Genomic DNA, 15,512 nt, shown 5'->3' with positions numbered 1-15,512 from the left:
TTCATTGCCTTAATACTGATAATGGTGGAACATACTTATTATGGCTTATTATCGATCCTGGATAAATCACGGAATTAGCGCCAACCCTGGCCTTGGGTCCCACAATGGCGCCCAACTTGGCTATTTGCTTACCCTTAACAATGACTGGTGATAGGTGCGATACCTCGACGCCACTTGGTAATACATTTAGTGTTACAACACCAGGTTCTATTGTGCTTTCATCACCGATTATTGAGCTACCTATGAATGAGCCCCCCCTACCCACGGTAGCCCTATACCCAATGAGCGACTCCGTTATTTCAGCGTCAGCGCCTATCACCGACTCCTCCTCAAGTGATGTGTTGTTTCTAATCAATGCGTTGTTACCAACGTACGCATTCCTGCCAATGTACACAGGCCCCCCCTAATTATTGCGCCGTGATCTATCCTGGCGCCTTCATCAACTATCACAGGCCCTTCTATGACAGCCCTAGACGAGACATCAGCATCCTTGCTGATCCTAGCCTCCCTTAAATCGCCCATTAAGTACTTTATGCGCTTAGTAAGTCCCAGGGATAACTAACATCAACGAACCATCCGCTCCAAAGGGCTACGTTGATATTACCCCCCCTGAACCGCCTTAAGGTGCTGTTTATACTTCCGTTAAATTCCTGTAGTGAGACCAGAAACTCCCTTTCAGCAATTAATATCCCAGTCCATGCATAGCCTGATTTATGCTCGTTCACCTTGTTTATCGCCACTACGTCATTCACCTGAACCTCAAAGTAACCCTGCAAATCCGATAATGGTGTCATTAATATGGTTACTGACTTGCCTGAGCTCACGTGGCTATTCAATGCAAGTTCATAGGCTTCCCGGGGGCAGTATAACGTCACCAAATGATATTATTGTCGTGCCCTTACCAGAAATTTCATTAATAATCTTTAATGCACTATCGATATCATCACCCCCCCTCTGTCCAACATTTCTATCGAAACATTGTTGAAGTATCGACCAACCTCGTTACCTACCTTCGTTGGATCCCTAGAAATAATGTAAATGGTCCTTAAGCCCAGGTGAACCAGGTTACTCGTTGGGTAATAAATGAGTGGTTTACCTAGTAACCTAATGAGTGGCTTATCGAGATAGGGCGTTAATGGTTCCATGTTAGTGCCTCTACCACCACTAAGTACTACTCCGAGAACCTCTCTGTAATTCAATACGCTGTTCATTCCACGGTCACCGTCTTCGCCAAATTCCTTGGTTTATCTGGGTCGTAACCACGTGCAACGGCTGTGTAGTAGGCGAGTAATTGCATAGGCACTACGTATATTATTGGCGCAATCCTATAGTCGATGTTAGGCAGCTCAAACGTTACGTTCAGTAATTCCCTAAACTTACCAACGTATTTCTCAGGGACAAAACCTATGGTGTACGCGTCCCTAGCCTTCATTTCCATAACATTACCGAGTAGTGCATCCACATTATCATCATCAAGTATTGAGAATACGACGGGATAACCCTCCTCAACAAGCGCTATTGGTCCATGCTTACTCTCACCTGCTGGGTATGCCTCAGCATGTATGTACGCTATCTCCTTCAGCTTTAGGGCTCCCTCCATGCTCAGTGGGACGCCAATACCCCCCCTACCCAGGTAATACGCATTGTTTCTGCTCTTCATATACTCACTCAATGCCTTAACCCTGCCCTCGGTCCTAGTTATAACGTTTTGAAGGATTCCCGGCACCTTATTGAGGGAGTCCATGAGATTCCTATACTCACCCTGGCTCAGCTTACCCATGGCAATGCCAGCCCTTAATGCGAGTGTCGTAAGAATAACCAATTGGGTGGTGAAGGTCTTGGTGGCGGCAACGCCGATTTCGGGACCCGCCCTCGTGTAAAGTACATAGTTTGATTCCCTAGGTATTGCGCTATCGACGACATTAGATATGGCAACAATCTTAGCGCCCCCCCTCTCTTTAAACGCCCTCACGGCAACCAGGGTATCTATAGTCTCGCCTGACTGGCTAATAGCTATTACAGTGTCATTATCATTAATTGCGTCAACGTACTTCTTATACTCAGAGGAGATTATTGTGTGCGTATCGAGACCGAGCATTGACGTGAACAAGTAATCACCGACAAGGCCAGCATGATATGACGTGCCAGCGCCAATTATCAGTACCTTTCTCGAATTTAGAAGAAGGTTTATTACATTATCGAATTCTCCCTCATTAATTCCTGCCAGTGTTGAACTTATGGCGAAGGGTTGTTCATGTATTTCCTTCAGCATGAAGTGCGAGTAGCCTTCTTTACTCGCCATCTCAGGTGTCCAACTAATGAGCCTAACCCTCTCCTCAACATTAATAGGAACACCGTCTTTTTCAATATAGACCTTGCCTGGCTCGATATACCCATACTCGCCGTCCCTAAGTACTATCACGGTATTCGTGAACTCCAGAAAGGCCGGTATATCACTGGCAATGAAATTAGCGCCGTTACCAATACCGATGACTAATGGTGAGGTATTTCTGGCGAAGTAAAGCCTATTGGGTTCCTGGGCTATTATAACGACAAATGCATAGGCACCCTTTAGTCTCGATAATGCAGCCTTAAATGCGTCGAAGGGCTTATAACCAAGCCTTAAATACTCCTCAATTAAATGGGCAACGACCTCGGTATCCGTCTCACTCTTAAATACGTGACCCTTTCTAATCAATTCCTCCTTAAGCTCCAGGAAATTCGAGATTATGCCATTATGAACAACAGCGACATTACCTGAGCAGTCCGTGTGCGGGTGCGCATTCTCATCGCTTGGCTTTCCATGGGTAGCCCACCTGGTATGGCCGATGGCGGTCGTGCCATTAACCTCATCGAAGTTTAGCCTAGTGCTAACCTCGGCAATCTTACCCTTACCCTTCCTAACCTCTATATAATTGCCCTTAATAACTGCAATGCCGACTGAGTCATAACCCCCCCTATACTCAAGTTTCTCAAGGCATCTTCTAACTACCTTGCCAATGGGTTCCCTGAGGTTGTTTGGTAATGACGTAATACCAATAATACCACACATAACCCAACACTTATTCTCGATTATTAAAGGGATGAAATTATAAATGTTTACTTATTTTTCAGGTGATGAGTCCCATTTCGATTTCAAGTGTTGTTAATAACCTACACAATATTGATGATGAATCCATGACATACTTCCCAATTTTTAAAATATCATCAGCTAATTCGTAAGTACGTTCTTCAAATGAACCCTTAGGAAATGCGCCTATCATTATTAAAGGTCTTTTAAAGTTCTTCACATAATTAACAAAGGTCTTCAACCCTATCTCTTTACCCCTCACATCATCAAGGAGTATTTTACGGTCAGGTAATTCGGTATTTAATACGTAATTAATTCCATTCACAAACCTCATCAGCGGTCTCCCAGTGGGTGGCACCCTACCCAATTCAAATAGTTGGCTCATTAATCCAATGAAGTTATTATAATTACGTGGTGGGCGTATTTCTGGGTCAACATCAATCACCAAGCCATTTATTGTGTGTATGTAGGTCTTAATTAAGTTATTACGTGCAAGTAAGCTACCTTGAATTAGAAGGAGTACTTGATGAAGTATATCCGGCCTTCCACGCTTTTCAGCATTGGGTAGATTAATCATTAACCTATGATGCCTCGCCCTATCAAGGATTAAGTACCTTGGGTTTATCCCTCTCCTTCTCGCGTCCCTTATTATCACTGGATTACTCAATAACTCCTTGGGTACCGTCTCAAGGGAGGTCTCAGTGAGTAATAATATTACCTTCTCCACGGTAATGTAATTAAACGGTCTTTAATTTAAGAATTGATCAGCATTTATATTCATGCTCTGTAGATTAAAGACTGTGGTGCATTCATCATGCATACATTTTATGGTTCCATGGAACTTCCTGGATATTGCTAGAATCCTATAATTATCAGGGGGGGTGGTGTACGCAATTAAGGTCTTAATACCTCTTCTCTTCAGGTCATTGATTGCGTAGGCAACGAGCTTAGTACCAATACCCCCTACCCTGATAGCCGTCTTTAACCACGATAGCCATTTCATAACAACCATCACTTATGTAAACAGCTTCTAAGACGCCAACCAATTCATTACCCAGGAAGGCTCCATAGACTATATTACGTGAATCAGAAAAGACTGACTTTACGTACTTCTCAAAATCCTTAAAGAAACCCCCCCTGAACCTATAATAAATACTATCGCTACTTAGTGAATTATATAAATCAATAACCATTTTCATATCACTACTCCTTAACTCCCTAAATTCAAGTTTAATCAATGACTTCACGATACTCATACTCGATCATGGTAACCACTGCCTGTCCTTTTAAATTTCTTTCTCTTCAAGTGTAAAACATGCCTAGTAGAAGTATCATATACAAAGAAATAATGATAACTTAATACGTACACTATTATATAGATTAGAATTGAATACAAAAGAATACATAATGAATAACACAACTAAGTACTTATCAAAACATCTATAATTAGTTATTAATGATTAATATATTATGACATAATAATATTGCATCTTATTTGCTACCGCCTCCCCCCCCTCCCCCCCCAGCTGCTGTCTTACCCTTTGCCACACCAACCGTTAAGCCTAACCTACCCGTTGTCCTGGTCCTCTGGCCCCCCCTAACCTTAAGTCCCAGGTTATGTCTGATGCCCTTCCAGCTCCTTAGTTTTTTCATTAAATCAATATCCCTTTTTGCTGCCAACACTAGGTCTGCACCCAGTAGATGAATGTTTCGCCCCCCCGTTTCTGGATCCTTGGGCCTATTTACGAACCAACCAGGTGCAAACTGGTGCAAATTCCTCACGGCCCAATCAAGCTTCCTAATAGTCTCATCGTCAAGTTGACCTAACCTAATTGATGGGTTTATCCCCAAATACCTGCATATGGCATATGCTGTTGGTATTCCAATACCTCTTATCCTGGTTAAGGCGTAAGCAACGGGCTTAAATCCGTCTAAGTCAGTATCGCCAATCCTCACTATCTGCCTAACTTCCTGGGACATTCGGCCTAATGCGGCCTATGGGTATTTAAATTTTAGTTTATAGGATGATCTCGCCTTCCTTGTATATTGACTCCATTATTTCTCTATACGGGCCTATCTTCGTGTTCTTCGCTATGAACACCGAGTCCTTTATGTAAACGCCATCACCAATCACAGACCCATCCTCAACCCTAGCCCATTTACCAATGTACGTATTACTCCCAATGATACTTCCCGATATGTAAACGCCATCACACAATGAGGACCCCCCCTCAAAGATGAGCGAATTAACTATCTTAGCAGTACTCCCAATCTTGGTATTCCTATGTATTATAACGTTCGGACCAATCTCCGTATTACTCCCGATAGTGACGTTAGGCCCTAAGTAGACTGGGGGTTGTATTGTAACTGATTGTGGTAGGTCGGTACTTACACAATCATTATCATCCTTACACCTACTAACCAGGATGCTGAAGTTTGCCTTCATATAATCCTCTGGTGTGCCGATATCAAACCAAAGACCACTATGTATAAACCCATAGACCTTCCCAATCCTTAGTAACCTTGGAACAACATCAATAGCAAGCTTAACCTGACCCTCCGGATTCTTTGGTATTAACTTAGTAATCTCTTTCGTGAAAACATAAAAGCCCGCATTTATTAAGTTGGAACCAACGTATTGCTTGGGTTTTTCTATGAAGTTTATTATCTTGCCTGTCTCGTCTAGTTGGGCGACTCCATACCTAGACACATCATCAACTCTTGTGAGTGTTATTGTAGCAGTCCCGCCCATCTTTTCGTGGAAGTTTACAAGGGCCCTTGCATCAATATCGCTGAGTATGTCTCCGTAAACCACGAGGAACGTATCTGAAAGCTCATATTTCTCATTAATTAAGGAGATTGGGCCAGCATCACCTAATGGCTTGTTTTCCGTCACAAATATCAGCTTATCCCTAAACTCACTCCATACCCTTTCCATGTGCTCCTTTATTAAGTCACCCATGTACCTTATTGATATGAATATTCTATTTAGTGGTATCTTCGTTACCGACTCCATGATCCAATCAATGATCTCCTTATCAAGCACAGGCAATAGGGGGGGCTTAGGGCGTGAATAACTAAGGGGCCTGAGCCTTGTCGCTAATCCGCCAGCTAGTATTATCACATCATAACTTTTCATATATAGTACCTACCCTATTGGATCTTTTAATCTTTATTGTGCCATTATTTAGCTTAGGATTAATAAAATTAATTAGGGCGGGTCCCGACATTTGAAGGTGCTTAATGTGGGTAATATACCGGATGCTTGTCATTGGGATCGTGAATGCATAACAAACTCTGTGGCATCAATATTCATGCAATTGCTGAAGGTACTGTACCCAAGGACTTAATTAGAAATAGTGCATTTCATGATCTGGCATCCTGTAATAACGAGTGCACGCTATCCATAAGCGATTACTCATTTATTAAGGACTTGGATGAGGAAAGTATTAAGAATGGTGTTACTAAAGTTATTAGGTTCATAGACCTAGACAAGGTTCCAGACCTGGTACAATTATTAATTAGCATGGATCTAGAGCCAGGCATTATCGCTGTCGATGATAATATAGGCATCGACATAAAGGACGAATTAGGCGCTAGGGTGAATGAGGCCCTTGGAATAGCGCTATACTCAATAGCTGCCTACGACAGGGCAATTACCAGGTTCAGCGTGGCTGCCGCCGTTTATGAGGGTATTGGTAACATTAGTAAGGCACGGTTCATGGAGCTATGTCGAAGATAGCCAGGGCCGAGGACCTTAGGGGTTAAGGCATCGAGGCTCCATGATGAGGGCAATCACGATGCCGAGAAGGGCATGATTGAGGATGCGTCTAAATTGTATGCGTCGTCTGTGATTAATTTCAGGGAGGCTGTTGGTATTGAGGAGGCGAGGGCTAATGAGGTATTGAGCATGATGGACTCATCAGAGGTCCTGGCCAATTATTATTTTACCCATGGCGATATAGCGAGGGCCATGCAGTATTACGATATTTGCAGAAACGCCTTAAGTAATGTCCAGGGTCTGAGCGAAGAGTATTGGAGTGCCGTGAAGATAAAGGGCGATCTATGTTCAGCTTCTACCTACTATGTAAGGCCATTGAAGAGGGTGATTGGAAGACTTACGAGGAGGCCGGTGATAAATTCCTTGAATTAATAAATGAGGGCTTAATTGATGAGCTAACGACAGAGGGCGCCGTAATGTCCTATAGAGGCGCCATAGACAGTGTTGAGGAAATCGATGATGCCGTTAGGATATACTCGAAATACGTTAAGGCAGTTAGTAGGTACTTCGATAACGTAATTAGGGATAGGTACGGCAGCTTTAACGCATTTATTGAGGAATTCCGTAGAGGTGATTATGAGGGTTTAGCCCACGTACTTAATACTGACGTTAATACACTTAAGTTATACGTTGTTGGTAAGTTTATGGTGGACGTTATTAATGAGGAGGGCTTAAGTGAGGACTTAGCCCTTGAGGTACTTGCCTACTTGGCAGGTCTCGGTTTGAACCTGCTCGATATGGGTGTTGATGAAATAATCGAGGAGTTACGTGGCTTTATTGTGGATGAGGGCTTCCTTGATAGAATTAAGGATTTACTTCTTAGAATTAAGGATAGGCTTGATGCAGTCATTAATAGGTAGGTGATAGGAGTGAGTTTATAATGCGTTTCATAGTATAATTTATACCGTGAATATTGAGGAAGTCATATTGGAGCTACGAAAATCGTTACACCAAGCCCCCGAGGAGAAGGTTAAAGTAATGAATGTAGCAAATGATATACTTAAATTATTAACGAGTGAATTATTAAAGCGTAATTATAGGAATTTCGATGTAACAATACAGGGTTCTGTGGCTAAGGACACGTGGTTACCGGGGGGGATAGGGATATCGATATCTTTATTGTTTTATCCAGGGATTATTTTAATATGATTAAGGATGGTAGTATAATCAATGATTTAATAAGCATAGCCGTTGAGAATAACATTAACTGGAACATTAAGTATGCGCAGCATCCTTATATTCAATTTTTAATTGGTGATTTCGAGATCGATGTAGTACCATGCATACGCATAAACCCTGGTGAGAAACCATTAACCGCAGCTGACAGGACGCCATTACACACCGAATTCATAAAGAGTAAGCTTGGCCAAAGAAATACCGATGTGAGACTACTTAAGGCCTTCTTTAAGTCGGTGGGTATTTATGGCGCCGAGATTAAGGTTCAGGGATTCAGTGGTTATGTGAGCGAGTTACTGGTAATACACTATGGTTCGTTTATTAATGTAGTAAAGGCCATTAGTAATTGGCCAATAAAGCATGTGTTTATAGACATGACAGGTACATACAACGAGAGGGATGCTGTAAGGAAGTTTAAGTCACCGGTCATAATAATAGACCCAGTTGATCCAAACCGCAATGCGGCGGCATCGATAAGTAGGGATGTGCTGGCTATGGCTATAGCAGCATCGCGGGAGTTCCTTAGGAATCCACGGACGGAGTTCTTCATGAAGATGCATAAAGTGGCAAAGCCTGTTTGGGTGTTACCAACCGTGGTTGTGAGAATGCCCTATCCAGGTAACACATCGCCAGACATTGTATGGGGGGGCGAAATCAAGAAGTTAATGGTATCATTAACAAAAAACCTTAGGAAGCTTGATTTTAAGGTTATTAGATCAATGGCTTGGAGTGATGATAGATCAGTAATACTTTTAATGATCTCCTTAAATGAACTGGAGCTTCCTCCATACGAAATACATAAGGGGCCTCCCGTGAACTCGGATGCTGCCGAGGGATTTCTTAAGAAGTACATTAATGAACCGAGCGTTATTGGTCCGTTCATAAGAGGTTCACGTTGGTTTGTGATTAGAAGAAGAAAATTTTCAGACATTACCGATGCGATTAGGCATATAGCATCTATGGCATCATTAAGACACCTAAGGAGTTCCCTAAATGATGCCCAGTATGTAAAATTAAAGACCTTCAATGATTTGGGGGGGATCTTCGGCCCAGAGGAAAGAAGTATTATTGAGGAATTCCTTTGGGCAAGACCCTGGTGGTTAAGTTAACCTGCATTTATTTTTTCGCAAGCGATATTTTTTTAAAGTATCTTGGCAATATATCATGAATATGTCAAGTGCGCCCGATCTCGAATTAATGACCTTCAACGGAGTCAAGGAACTACTTAATTACGTGAATAATCAAATAAGTAATCTTGAGAAGAGGATTAAGGAGATTGAGGGTATGATGGGCGACTTAAAGGTTAAGGCTGATAAGTACATGGCACTACTGCAAATGATAGAGGAGATAGTTGGAAAGGGCCAGCAGTTATCATTGTCAACGGCGATAGAGCTTACTGGGTTAAAAATAATCTTTGACCCAAGGCCAATTGATGAGTATGAGGCACTTGATGAGAGTAGAAAGGCCATGGCAGATAGGCTAATGGCGCTCGCCAGGGTTAGGGACGTACTTGAGGTAATCATTAATAAGCTTGGCGATAAGGCCGATGTGCCTATCCTCGTTGAGTTAAAGATGGGTATTCCGGTCAAGATAATATTTAGGAGTTGGTGAGTCTAATTGAAGCTACAGGTTGCGCTAGACCTTATAGAGCCCAGTTTGGCGGTTCATCTGGCACGTAGACTATGCAATGCTGGGGCTGTGGATATCGTTGAGGCGGGAACGCCATTAATAAAGACGGCCGGTATTTTCATCATCAGCGCGTTGAGGGTTGCCTGTCCCAATGCCGAGATCATGGCCGACCTAAAGACTATGGATGTTGGTGCCCTTGAGGCTGAGCTGGCCATTAATGCGGGTGCTAATATAGTGAGTGTCCTGGGCGCCGCGGCTAATGAGACAATTGGTGAGTTCATAAATGAGGCAAGGAGACTTGGCGGTAAATCATTAGTTGATATGATAAGTGTTAGGGATCCCATTACTAGGGTCAAGGAATTACTCAATGCGGGGTTAAGGCCTGATTACGTGGGTCTTCACCTAGGTATCGATGTGCAGAGAAGTAGGGGCTTAACCATTGAGGGATTGTTAAGCGAGGCTGTGAGTATTAAGGATAATTATGGTCTAGCCGTAGCAATAGCTGGTGGTATTGATGAGAAGGTAGCGCCTAAAATAAGGGATACCAACATTGATGTGGTAATTATTGGGAGGGCCATAACGCAGGCCCCCCGATCCCGTGGCCGCAGCTAAGAACTTAAGGAAATCACTCGGTATTGATTAGGCTTCCTAAAGACGTATATCAGCCGCGTTAATCCACCATGGACATACTGCAAACCGTTGATTACTAGTTCAAGGCCAGTGCTTAGAAACCAATCAAGGGAATCAACATAAGTGGGGGGGTGTGAAAAAGCCACATAACCGCCACTTCTTAAAATTCTAAAGGCTTCCTCGGCAAATTTTCTATATAGCGAGTCAAGGTCTACCTCACTTATTGATAACCTATTATATGGCGGATCGGTGGCTATAGCATGTATTGATTCATCCTTAATGGGACTTAATAAGGAATCCGAGTTCACAGTATCTACGTACGCATTGTCAACCAATGATTTCATATGCCTCAAATCAATGTCTATCCCGATTACGTGGGCACCGATCATAAGGGCCTCCTGTGCTATTACACCCGAACCAACAAAGGGATCGAGGAAAATCTTATTCTCATTAGTTCTCGCTAAATTAACGAGAAGTCTTGCAATACGTAAATCAATAATAACGGCATCATCTCTTCTACCTCTTCTTAGAATTCTATATCTTGATCTATCAAGTTTAACCAGGGGGTTTCTCGACTGCGTCATTAATAATCCATATACGTTTAATCAATGATGCCCTACAAACGACGCTACTCAATGAGTTAAGGTCACCCCCCCTATACTCTATTACTAAATCCTTAGTATCATCAATGAGATCAAGAGAGCCGCCGGATAAATCGCTTAGTGCCTCTAATTCACCGTATGCCAACGCCTTTAGATCCTGGCTTACCTCCACCCTTAGCCTTACCATATTTATTCCTCAGAATGCCCAGTGTTATCAATGTTATTAACCCTACCACGGTATAAATCGCCAAATCGGTAAGTAGGGCATACGTACCTACCTTACCAAGCATATAACCAGCCAAGTCGCTTGCCACCAGTAACAGGAATATTGTTAAGAGCACATCAGCGGCTATCCTACCAAACGGCCTTACCCTGAATTTTATATAAACCTCAATTGCATTAACCGTGAATATAGCGCCGATCACGAGTCCCATTAAGTCAAATACATTCAATGGACCCCCCCAAAGCGGTATGGTCTGGTGCAGCATGTAGTAGGTGGATAATGAGTATATTATTACGAAGAATATAGAGAGAGCGGATATGAAGAATGTGGCTTCATACATCCTGAGGAATCGGAGTATATTTTCATGAAAGTTAAAGCCATAAATCATAAATGAAACGCCGAGTAATATCGTTATGCTTGCTATAATCATGGTCCTAACTATTGAAGGTATGTAGGGCCACACGCTATAAAAGACTCCATAAATCAGCAGAAGCGCTCCAGGCACACCAAGCGCGTACCTTCTATACCTTGGCTCACTAAATAACTTACCAATATAGTACCTGGCTAACACGGCAAATTCCTCAAAACCCCTTGTCTGCTTAACGACTATCCTTCTGACGGAGACCACAGGCCTTCTTGATTGTATTAGAGGAACGACCACCTCGTCAGATGGGCCATCAGAGACCACTATGAAACCGTCAGCATCAAACACCTGGAGTATCCTATCAACTTCATTAAGTATCTTCATATCGGCCGTAACATCCTCTGAACTGGTTCCTGTAACTACTGCTATCTCAACATTTTCCGATCCAAACGTTGAGATTAAGGTGTCATAGAGTTGAATAGCGCCGAACATGGCATTGGCATCGGAGTCATCCGGGTACCTGAGTATGTATTCCGTAGCCACCTTAAGCACGTTATTCCTACCAATTATTGGCGTAGGAACACCAAGTCTCTCGCCTACGTCGTTATCCCTATCAACGTATAGCACTATTAGCCTTCTTACGAGCTTAGACATGGCTCACTTCTCATTATCCTCCTCTAGCCCCCCCAGCCCTAATAAATCATTCAGTGATACTCTCTCGCCCTTCATTAATTTCTGAAGTCCTTCTTCGGCCTTCTTTCTCATTTCCTCCTTAATCCTCATCTCCTCTTGTTTCTTCATGGCTAGGTTCTTTGATTTACGCGCAGCGGCCAGCAATAGCTGGTACTTGTTTAATTCATCGTTTAATTCCCTTAAACGAGACCTCAACTCCTTAATCTCTGCGGACTTACTCAATATCGCCTTCTTCAACTCATCCCGCCGAGCTTTAAGCGAATCCCTCTTGCTCTTTAGTTGAATTAATTCATTAACAATGGACTCCCTCCTCTTCTTAAGCTCCTGTATCTGAGTCTTGATATTAGCAAGGACATTACTATAGAGATTTCTCATTTGCTGGCCTAGTTCCATCCTTTCCTTGCGCATCTTCTCAATCTCCTGAGAATCACGGCTTATGTATTCCCTAATTCTCGAGAGGATTTCAGCTGCATTCAACTCCTTCTCTAACCGCTGTATAGTCCTAAAGAACTCCCACTCCTTTTCGGGGGGGTCTGTGGGCGAGATCTCATGCTCAAACTCAAGCTTATCTATTAATTCTTTCAATTTCTCCTTATCAACAGGCTTACCACCAACTAAATCATTAATCATCTTCAACAACTCCCTATATTTCTTTACCCTACCTACTAACTCCTTAATTTTCTGGAAAAGCTCAAGCCTCCTCTCCTTAAGCTGCTTTAATGTACTCACTATATCGTCCCTACTCTTCCTCAACCTAGCCATTTCATCCTTAACGTTCTTTAACTCGGCCCTCTTACTATTGAGCTGACCAATCACACTACTTAACTCCTCCCTAACCTTATTTAACTCGTTACGAAGGCTCTCCCTCTCCCTCTCCTTGTTCTCAACCTCGCTCCTAATCCTAAGGATCTCATTGTTCAATTCCTTAATCTTACTCTCCAACTCCTCTTCATTTAAAAACGACATTCAAGCAAGCCATACTGGGGGGGAGGGTATTAATAATGCTTATCCCAGGTCAGTAACCTCAATAGGGGGGGAAGAAAATATAAATCACCTATGTAAAACGAACTAGAGTATGGTTGAGGTACTTAAGTACGATTTAGTGATAATAGGTTCCGGCCTAGCTGGCTTAAGGGCTGCATTTGAAGCAGCCAGGGTTTCCCAGGGCAAAATAAGGATCGCAGTCTTATCAAAGGTCCATGCCATGAGAAGCCACTCTGTCAGCGCCGAGGGCGGTGCAAGTGCGGTCCTTTATCCAAAGGAGACAGGTGATAGCCTTGATTTGCACGCGTACGATACTGTCAAGGGCAGCGACTTCCTGGCCGACCAGGATGCAGTTGAATTACTAGTTCAGGAGGCTCCGAAAGAGATCATATTCATGGATCACCTAGGCGTTCCTTGGTCTAGGGACGAGAAGGGCAGGATTCTTCAAAGGCCATTTGGTGGCATGTCCATCCCTAGAACCACGTTTGCCCAGGATAAGAGTGGTTTCTTCCTGATGAGTACGCTATACGACAACGTGCTTAGGTTTGATAATGTAGAAATGCTCCATGAGCACTTCGTCACGTCATTACTAATGGATCACGGAGTATTTAAGGGCGTCACCGCCATAGACCTAAGGACTGGAGAGTTCAAGGTAATTCTCGCCAAGGCAGGCATAATCGCAACTGGTGGTAATGGTAGGGTTTACAAGTTCACGACAATGGCCTGGTCATCAACGGGCGATGGCTACTCACTGGCCTATAGAGCAGGTATACCGCTTAAGGACATGGAGTTTCCGCAATTCCACCCAACAGCCTAGTACCTAATGGCATTTTAATAACGGAAGGCGCCAGGGGGGGTGAGGGCGGCTACCTAATTAACAAGGAGGGTGAGAGGTTCATGAAGAACTACGCGCCAAGTAGAATGGAGCTCGCACCCAGGGATATAGTTAGCAGGTCAATAGTTACTGAGTGCTTACAGGGTAGGGGGGGCTTTGTGGATGAGGAGTCTGGGCTCTGTTACGTATTACTGGACTTAAGGCACCTTGGTGAGGAGAAAATAAACAAGAGATTGCCTATGATTAGGGAGATAGTGATTAAGACGCTGGGTATTGACCCAGTCGATGAGCCAATACCCGTTAGACCAGCAATGCACTACATGATGGGTGGCGTACACGTCGATTTATATGGCCAGGTAATGCTTGATGAGGACAAAACCAGGGTACCAAACCTGTGGGCCGCCGGTGAAGCCGCTAACGTCAGTGTTCACGGAGCCAACAGGCTAGGTAGCAACTCATTGAGTGAGTGTCTCGTATGGGGGGGTAGGTTAACAGGCGCTGCCGCGGCTAGGTATGCAATGTCCGCCCCTGACTCAATGCTTGATTATGGCGGTGACATAGCGACGAAGGTGGCCAATGAGGAGAGTAGGATATTCGATAAGTTACTGCATAAGGAGGTTGGTGCCGAGAATCCGTACTCCATTAGGGAGGAGATGAATAGGACAATGGACACCTACGTCTACGTATTCAGGGATAAGAGCGGGCTTGAGGAGGCCTATTCAACAATAAAGAGATTGAGGGAGAGGTTCCCGAATGTGAGGATTGAGGATAAGGGCAGGTACTACAACACGAACCTTAGGGATGTGCTTGAGCTTGACTTCCTACTTGAGCAGGCTGAGCTAATAATAGTTGGTGCATTAACGAGGACTGAGTCGAGGGGTGCTCACTACAGGCTTGATTATCCGAAGAGGGACGATGCCAATTGGTTGAAGCACACACTGTACTTCTACACGACTGATGGTCCAAGGCTTAGTTACGTGCCCGTCCGCATAACTAGATGGAAACCCGAGGAGAGAAAGTACTGAGGCGCTCAAAATTCACTAAAGGTAAAAGTAATTAAAGGGTATTAACAGGGCTTTCTCGTGAAGTACAGGTTAATGGATGTATTGGCATGCCCATACGACAAGACATTCCCACTAACATTAATAGTGCTCAGGGAGAAGGAGTACCCTGAACGAAGTATGAGTGGAACAAGAGACCGTTTTGTGAGGAGTACTGCGCACTTAAGAACGTCTTCATAAAGAATTACCCAAACCCGCAGGAGCTACCCTGCGATGAATGCATCAAGAGGGAGGTCGTCGAGGGCATATTGTACTGCCCCAAGTGCGGTCGCTGGTACCCAATAAAGGATGAAATACCGATATTACTACCTGACGAACTCAGGAATAAGGAGGAGGATAAGGCATTCCTGGATAGGGTTAAGGATCAACTGGTTAAGGTGAATCCTGAGCTTGGAAATAGGATATTGAAGGAGGGCAAACCAGTTAACTTATCATCATAAATATTATCATGAATTACAGCCCAT

Annotated in this window: 20 protein-coding genes and 2 pseudogenes; 9 read left to right on the top strand and 13 right to left on the bottom strand. The window is 43.6% G+C overall.

The genetic code is table 11. The features are described 5' to 3' along the window. Position 1 precedes the first annotated feature (1 nt). The 9 genes from JCM11216_RS18290 to JCM11216_RS08670 all read right to left on the bottom strand — a co-directional run bounded on the left by JCM11216_RS18290 (position 2) and on the right by JCM11216_RS08670 (position 6,209). Positions 2–394: a hypothetical protein gene (locus JCM11216_RS18290; RefSeq protein WP_243675843.1), complete on the bottom strand. Its 393-nt coding sequence runs from the start codon at positions 392–394 to the stop codon at positions 2–4. Continuing rightward, positions 352–522, bottom strand: coding sequence for a hypothetical protein (locus JCM11216_RS18285; RefSeq protein WP_243675842.1), 171 nt, complete (start codon positions 520–522; stop codon positions 352–354). Before JCM11216_RS18285 ends, JCM11216_RS18290 begins: the two co-directional genes overlap by 43 nt. Positions 523–530: 8 nt before the next feature. Continuing rightward, entirely contained in the window at positions 531–875 is a 345-nt protein-coding gene (locus tag JCM11216_RS18280; protein WP_243675841.1) for a hypothetical protein, read from the bottom strand. Positions 876–923: 48 nt separating this feature from the next. After that, positions 924–1,211, bottom strand: a complete 288-nt coding sequence (locus tag JCM11216_RS18275; protein ID WP_243675840.1) for a sugar phosphate nucleotidyltransferase — start codon at positions 1,209–1,211, stop codon at positions 924–926. Continuing rightward, entirely contained in the window at positions 1,208–3,052 is a 1,845-nt protein-coding gene (gene glmS / locus JCM11216_RS08690) for a glutamine--fructose-6-phosphate transaminase (isomerizing) (protein WP_054853967.1), read from the bottom strand. Before glmS ends, JCM11216_RS18275 begins: the two co-directional genes overlap by 4 nt. Positions 3,053–3,110: 58 nt before the next feature. After that, a complete protein-coding gene (locus tag JCM11216_RS08685; protein ID WP_054853966.1) occupies positions 3,111–3,797 on the bottom strand; it encodes a ribosome biogenesis protein in 687 nt (228 codons plus the stop codon). A 220-nt stretch (positions 3,798–4,017) separates the two neighbouring features. Continuing rightward, positions 4,018–4,326, bottom strand: coding sequence for a hypothetical protein (locus JCM11216_RS18270; protein WP_243675839.1), 309 nt, complete (start codon positions 4,324–4,326; stop codon positions 4,018–4,020). A 235-nt stretch (positions 4,327–4,561) separates the two neighbouring features. After that, positions 4,562–5,050, bottom strand: a complete 489-nt coding sequence (locus tag JCM11216_RS08675) for a 30S ribosomal protein S13 (protein WP_054853965.1) — start codon at positions 5,048–5,050, stop codon at positions 4,562–4,564. A gap of 37 nt (positions 5,051–5,087) precedes the next feature. Further along, positions 5,088–6,209 carry an NDP-sugar synthase gene (locus tag JCM11216_RS08670; RefSeq protein WP_054853964.1) on the bottom strand — a complete coding sequence of 374 codons (1,122 nt, stop codon included), beginning with the start codon at positions 6,207–6,209 and terminating at the stop codon, positions 5,088–5,090. Positions 6,210–6,353: 144 nt separating this feature from the next. Between JCM11216_RS08670 and JCM11216_RS08665 the strand changes: the two genes are divergently transcribed. From JCM11216_RS08665 to JCM11216_RS08640, 7 genes are all read left to right on the top strand, one after another. Continuing rightward, the gene (locus tag JCM11216_RS08665) at positions 6,354–6,812 is read left to right on the top strand and encodes a hypothetical protein (protein WP_054853963.1); all 459 of its coding nucleotides are present in this window, start codon (positions 6,354–6,356) and stop codon (positions 6,810–6,812) included. Between the two features lie 72 nt (positions 6,813–6,884). Beyond that, positions 6,885–7,223 carry a hypothetical protein gene (locus JCM11216_RS08660; RefSeq protein ID WP_243675838.1) on the top strand — a complete coding sequence of 113 codons (339 nt, stop codon included), beginning with the start codon at positions 6,885–6,887 and terminating at the stop codon, positions 7,221–7,223. Continuing rightward, positions 7,136–7,711 carry a hypothetical protein gene (locus JCM11216_RS08655; RefSeq protein WP_243675837.1) on the top strand — a complete coding sequence of 192 codons (576 nt, stop codon included), beginning with the start codon at positions 7,136–7,138 and terminating at the stop codon, positions 7,709–7,711. Before JCM11216_RS08660 ends, JCM11216_RS08655 begins: the two co-directional genes overlap by 88 nt. A gap of 46 nt (positions 7,712–7,757) precedes the next feature. Then, positions 7,758–8,000: a hypothetical protein gene (locus tag JCM11216_RS18265; RefSeq protein WP_243675836.1), complete on the top strand. Its 243-nt coding sequence runs from the start codon at positions 7,758–7,760 to the stop codon at positions 7,998–8,000. After that, positions 7,997–9,136 carry a CCA tRNA nucleotidyltransferase gene (cca, locus tag JCM11216_RS08650; protein WP_243675835.1) on the top strand — a complete coding sequence of 380 codons (1,140 nt, stop codon included), beginning with the start codon at positions 7,997–7,999 and terminating at the stop codon, positions 9,134–9,136. The genes JCM11216_RS18265 and cca overlap by 4 nt, the downstream gene beginning before the upstream one ends. Positions 9,137–9,197: 61 nt before the next feature. Continuing rightward, positions 9,198–9,638, top strand: a complete 441-nt coding sequence (locus tag JCM11216_RS08645; protein ID WP_243666453.1) for a hypothetical protein — start codon at positions 9,198–9,200, stop codon at positions 9,636–9,638. A 6-nt stretch (positions 9,639–9,644) separates the two neighbouring features. Then, positions 9,645–10,268 carry an orotidine 5'-phosphate decarboxylase / HUMPS family protein gene (locus tag JCM11216_RS08640; RefSeq protein ID WP_054853959.1) on the top strand — a complete coding sequence of 208 codons (624 nt, stop codon included), beginning with the start codon at positions 9,645–9,647 and terminating at the stop codon, positions 10,266–10,268. Here the strand turns inward: JCM11216_RS08640 and JCM11216_RS08635 are convergent. The 4 genes from JCM11216_RS08635 to JCM11216_RS08620 are packed head-to-tail and all read right to left on the bottom strand — an operon-like array spanning position 10,265 to position 13,134. After that, positions 10,265–10,870 carry a DNA methyltransferase gene (locus JCM11216_RS08635; protein WP_054853958.1) on the bottom strand — a complete coding sequence of 202 codons (606 nt, stop codon included), beginning with the start codon at positions 10,868–10,870 and terminating at the stop codon, positions 10,265–10,267. The genes JCM11216_RS08640 and JCM11216_RS08635 overlap by 4 nt on opposite strands. Continuing rightward, positions 10,842–11,075, bottom strand: a complete 234-nt coding sequence (locus JCM11216_RS08630) for a hypothetical protein (RefSeq protein WP_054853957.1) — start codon at positions 11,073–11,075, stop codon at positions 10,842–10,844. Before JCM11216_RS08630 ends, JCM11216_RS08635 begins: the two co-directional genes overlap by 29 nt. Further along, the gene (locus JCM11216_RS08625) at positions 11,020–12,129 is read right to left on the bottom strand and encodes a DUF373 family protein (protein ID WP_054853956.1); all 1,110 of its coding nucleotides are present in this window, start codon (positions 12,127–12,129) and stop codon (positions 11,020–11,022) included. The genes JCM11216_RS08630 and JCM11216_RS08625 overlap by 56 nt, the downstream gene beginning before the upstream one ends. Positions 12,130–12,132: 3 nt before the next feature. Continuing rightward, entirely contained in the window at positions 12,133–13,134 is a 1,002-nt protein-coding gene (locus JCM11216_RS08620; RefSeq protein ID WP_054853955.1) for a hypothetical protein, read from the bottom strand. Positions 13,135–13,243: 109 nt separating this feature from the next. On the opposite strand from JCM11216_RS08620, the pseudogene JCM11216_RS08615 reads away from it, so the two are divergent. Beyond that, positions 13,244–15,012 (top strand): annotated as a pseudogene (locus JCM11216_RS08615) (succinate dehydrogenase/fumarate reductase flavoprotein subunit). A 57-nt stretch (positions 15,013–15,069) separates the two neighbouring features. Continuing rightward, positions 15,070–15,488, top strand: a pseudogene (locus JCM11216_RS08610) (Trm112 family protein). Positions 15,489–15,512: the final 24 nt, after the last annotated feature.

The sequence above is a fragment of the Vulcanisaeta distributa JCM 11216 genome (assembly GCF_001315985.1).
GTDB lineage: Archaea > Thermoproteota > Thermoprotei > Thermoproteales > Thermocladiaceae > Vulcanisaeta > Vulcanisaeta distributa_E.
This window is presented reverse-complemented; position numbering and strand designations above follow the sequence as displayed.

Bases quoted from the DNA above. Each gene is read 5' to 3' on its own strand.
- glmS (WP_054853967.1), bottom strand. From the start codon at position 3,052: ATGTGTGGTATTATTGGTATTACGTCATTACCAAACAACCTCAGGGAA.
- JCM11216_RS08620 (WP_054853955.1), bottom strand. From the start codon at position 13,134: ATGTCGTTTTTAAATGAAGAGGAGTTGGAGAGTAAGATTAAGGAATTG.
- JCM11216_RS08625 (WP_054853956.1), bottom strand. From the start codon at position 12,129: ATGTCTAAGCTCGTAAGAAGGCTAATAGTGCTATACGTTGATAGGGAT.
- JCM11216_RS08660 (WP_243675838.1), top strand. From the start codon at position 6,885: ATGATTGAGGATGCGTCTAAATTGTATGCGTCGTCTGTGATTAATTTC.
- cca (WP_243675835.1), top strand. From the start codon at position 7,997: ATGATTAAGGATGGTAGTATAATCAATGATTTAATAAGCATAGCCGTT.
- JCM11216_RS08630 (WP_054853957.1), bottom strand. From the start codon at position 11,075: ATGGTAAGGCTAAGGGTGGAGGTAAGCCAGGATCTAAAGGCGTTGGCA.
- JCM11216_RS08645 (WP_243666453.1), top strand. From the start codon at position 9,198: ATGTCAAGTGCGCCCGATCTCGAATTAATGACCTTCAACGGAGTCAAG.
- JCM11216_RS18270 (WP_243675839.1), bottom strand. From the start codon at position 4,326: ATGAGTATCGTGAAGTCATTGATTAAACTTGAATTTAGGGAGTTAAGG.
- JCM11216_RS18285 (WP_243675842.1), bottom strand. From the start codon at position 522: ATGGGCGATTTAAGGGAGGCTAGGATCAGCAAGGATGCTGATGTCTCG.
- JCM11216_RS08655 (WP_243675837.1), top strand. From the start codon at position 7,136: ATGTTCAGCTTCTACCTACTATGTAAGGCCATTGAAGAGGGTGATTGG.
- JCM11216_RS08635 (WP_054853958.1), bottom strand. From the start codon at position 10,870: ATGACGCAGTCGAGAAACCCCCTGGTTAAACTTGATAGATCAAGATAT.
- JCM11216_RS08670 (WP_054853964.1), bottom strand. From the start codon at position 6,209: ATGAAAAGTTATGATGTGATAATACTAGCTGGCGGATTAGCGACAAGG.
- JCM11216_RS18275 (WP_243675840.1), bottom strand. From the start codon at position 1,211: ATGAACAGCGTATTGAATTACAGAGAGGTTCTCGGAGTAGTACTTAGT.
- JCM11216_RS08675 (WP_054853965.1), bottom strand. From the start codon at position 5,050: ATGTCCCAGGAAGTTAGGCAGATAGTGAGGATTGGCGATACTGACTTA.
- JCM11216_RS08665 (WP_054853963.1), top strand. From the start codon at position 6,354: ATGCATAACAAACTCTGTGGCATCAATATTCATGCAATTGCTGAAGGT.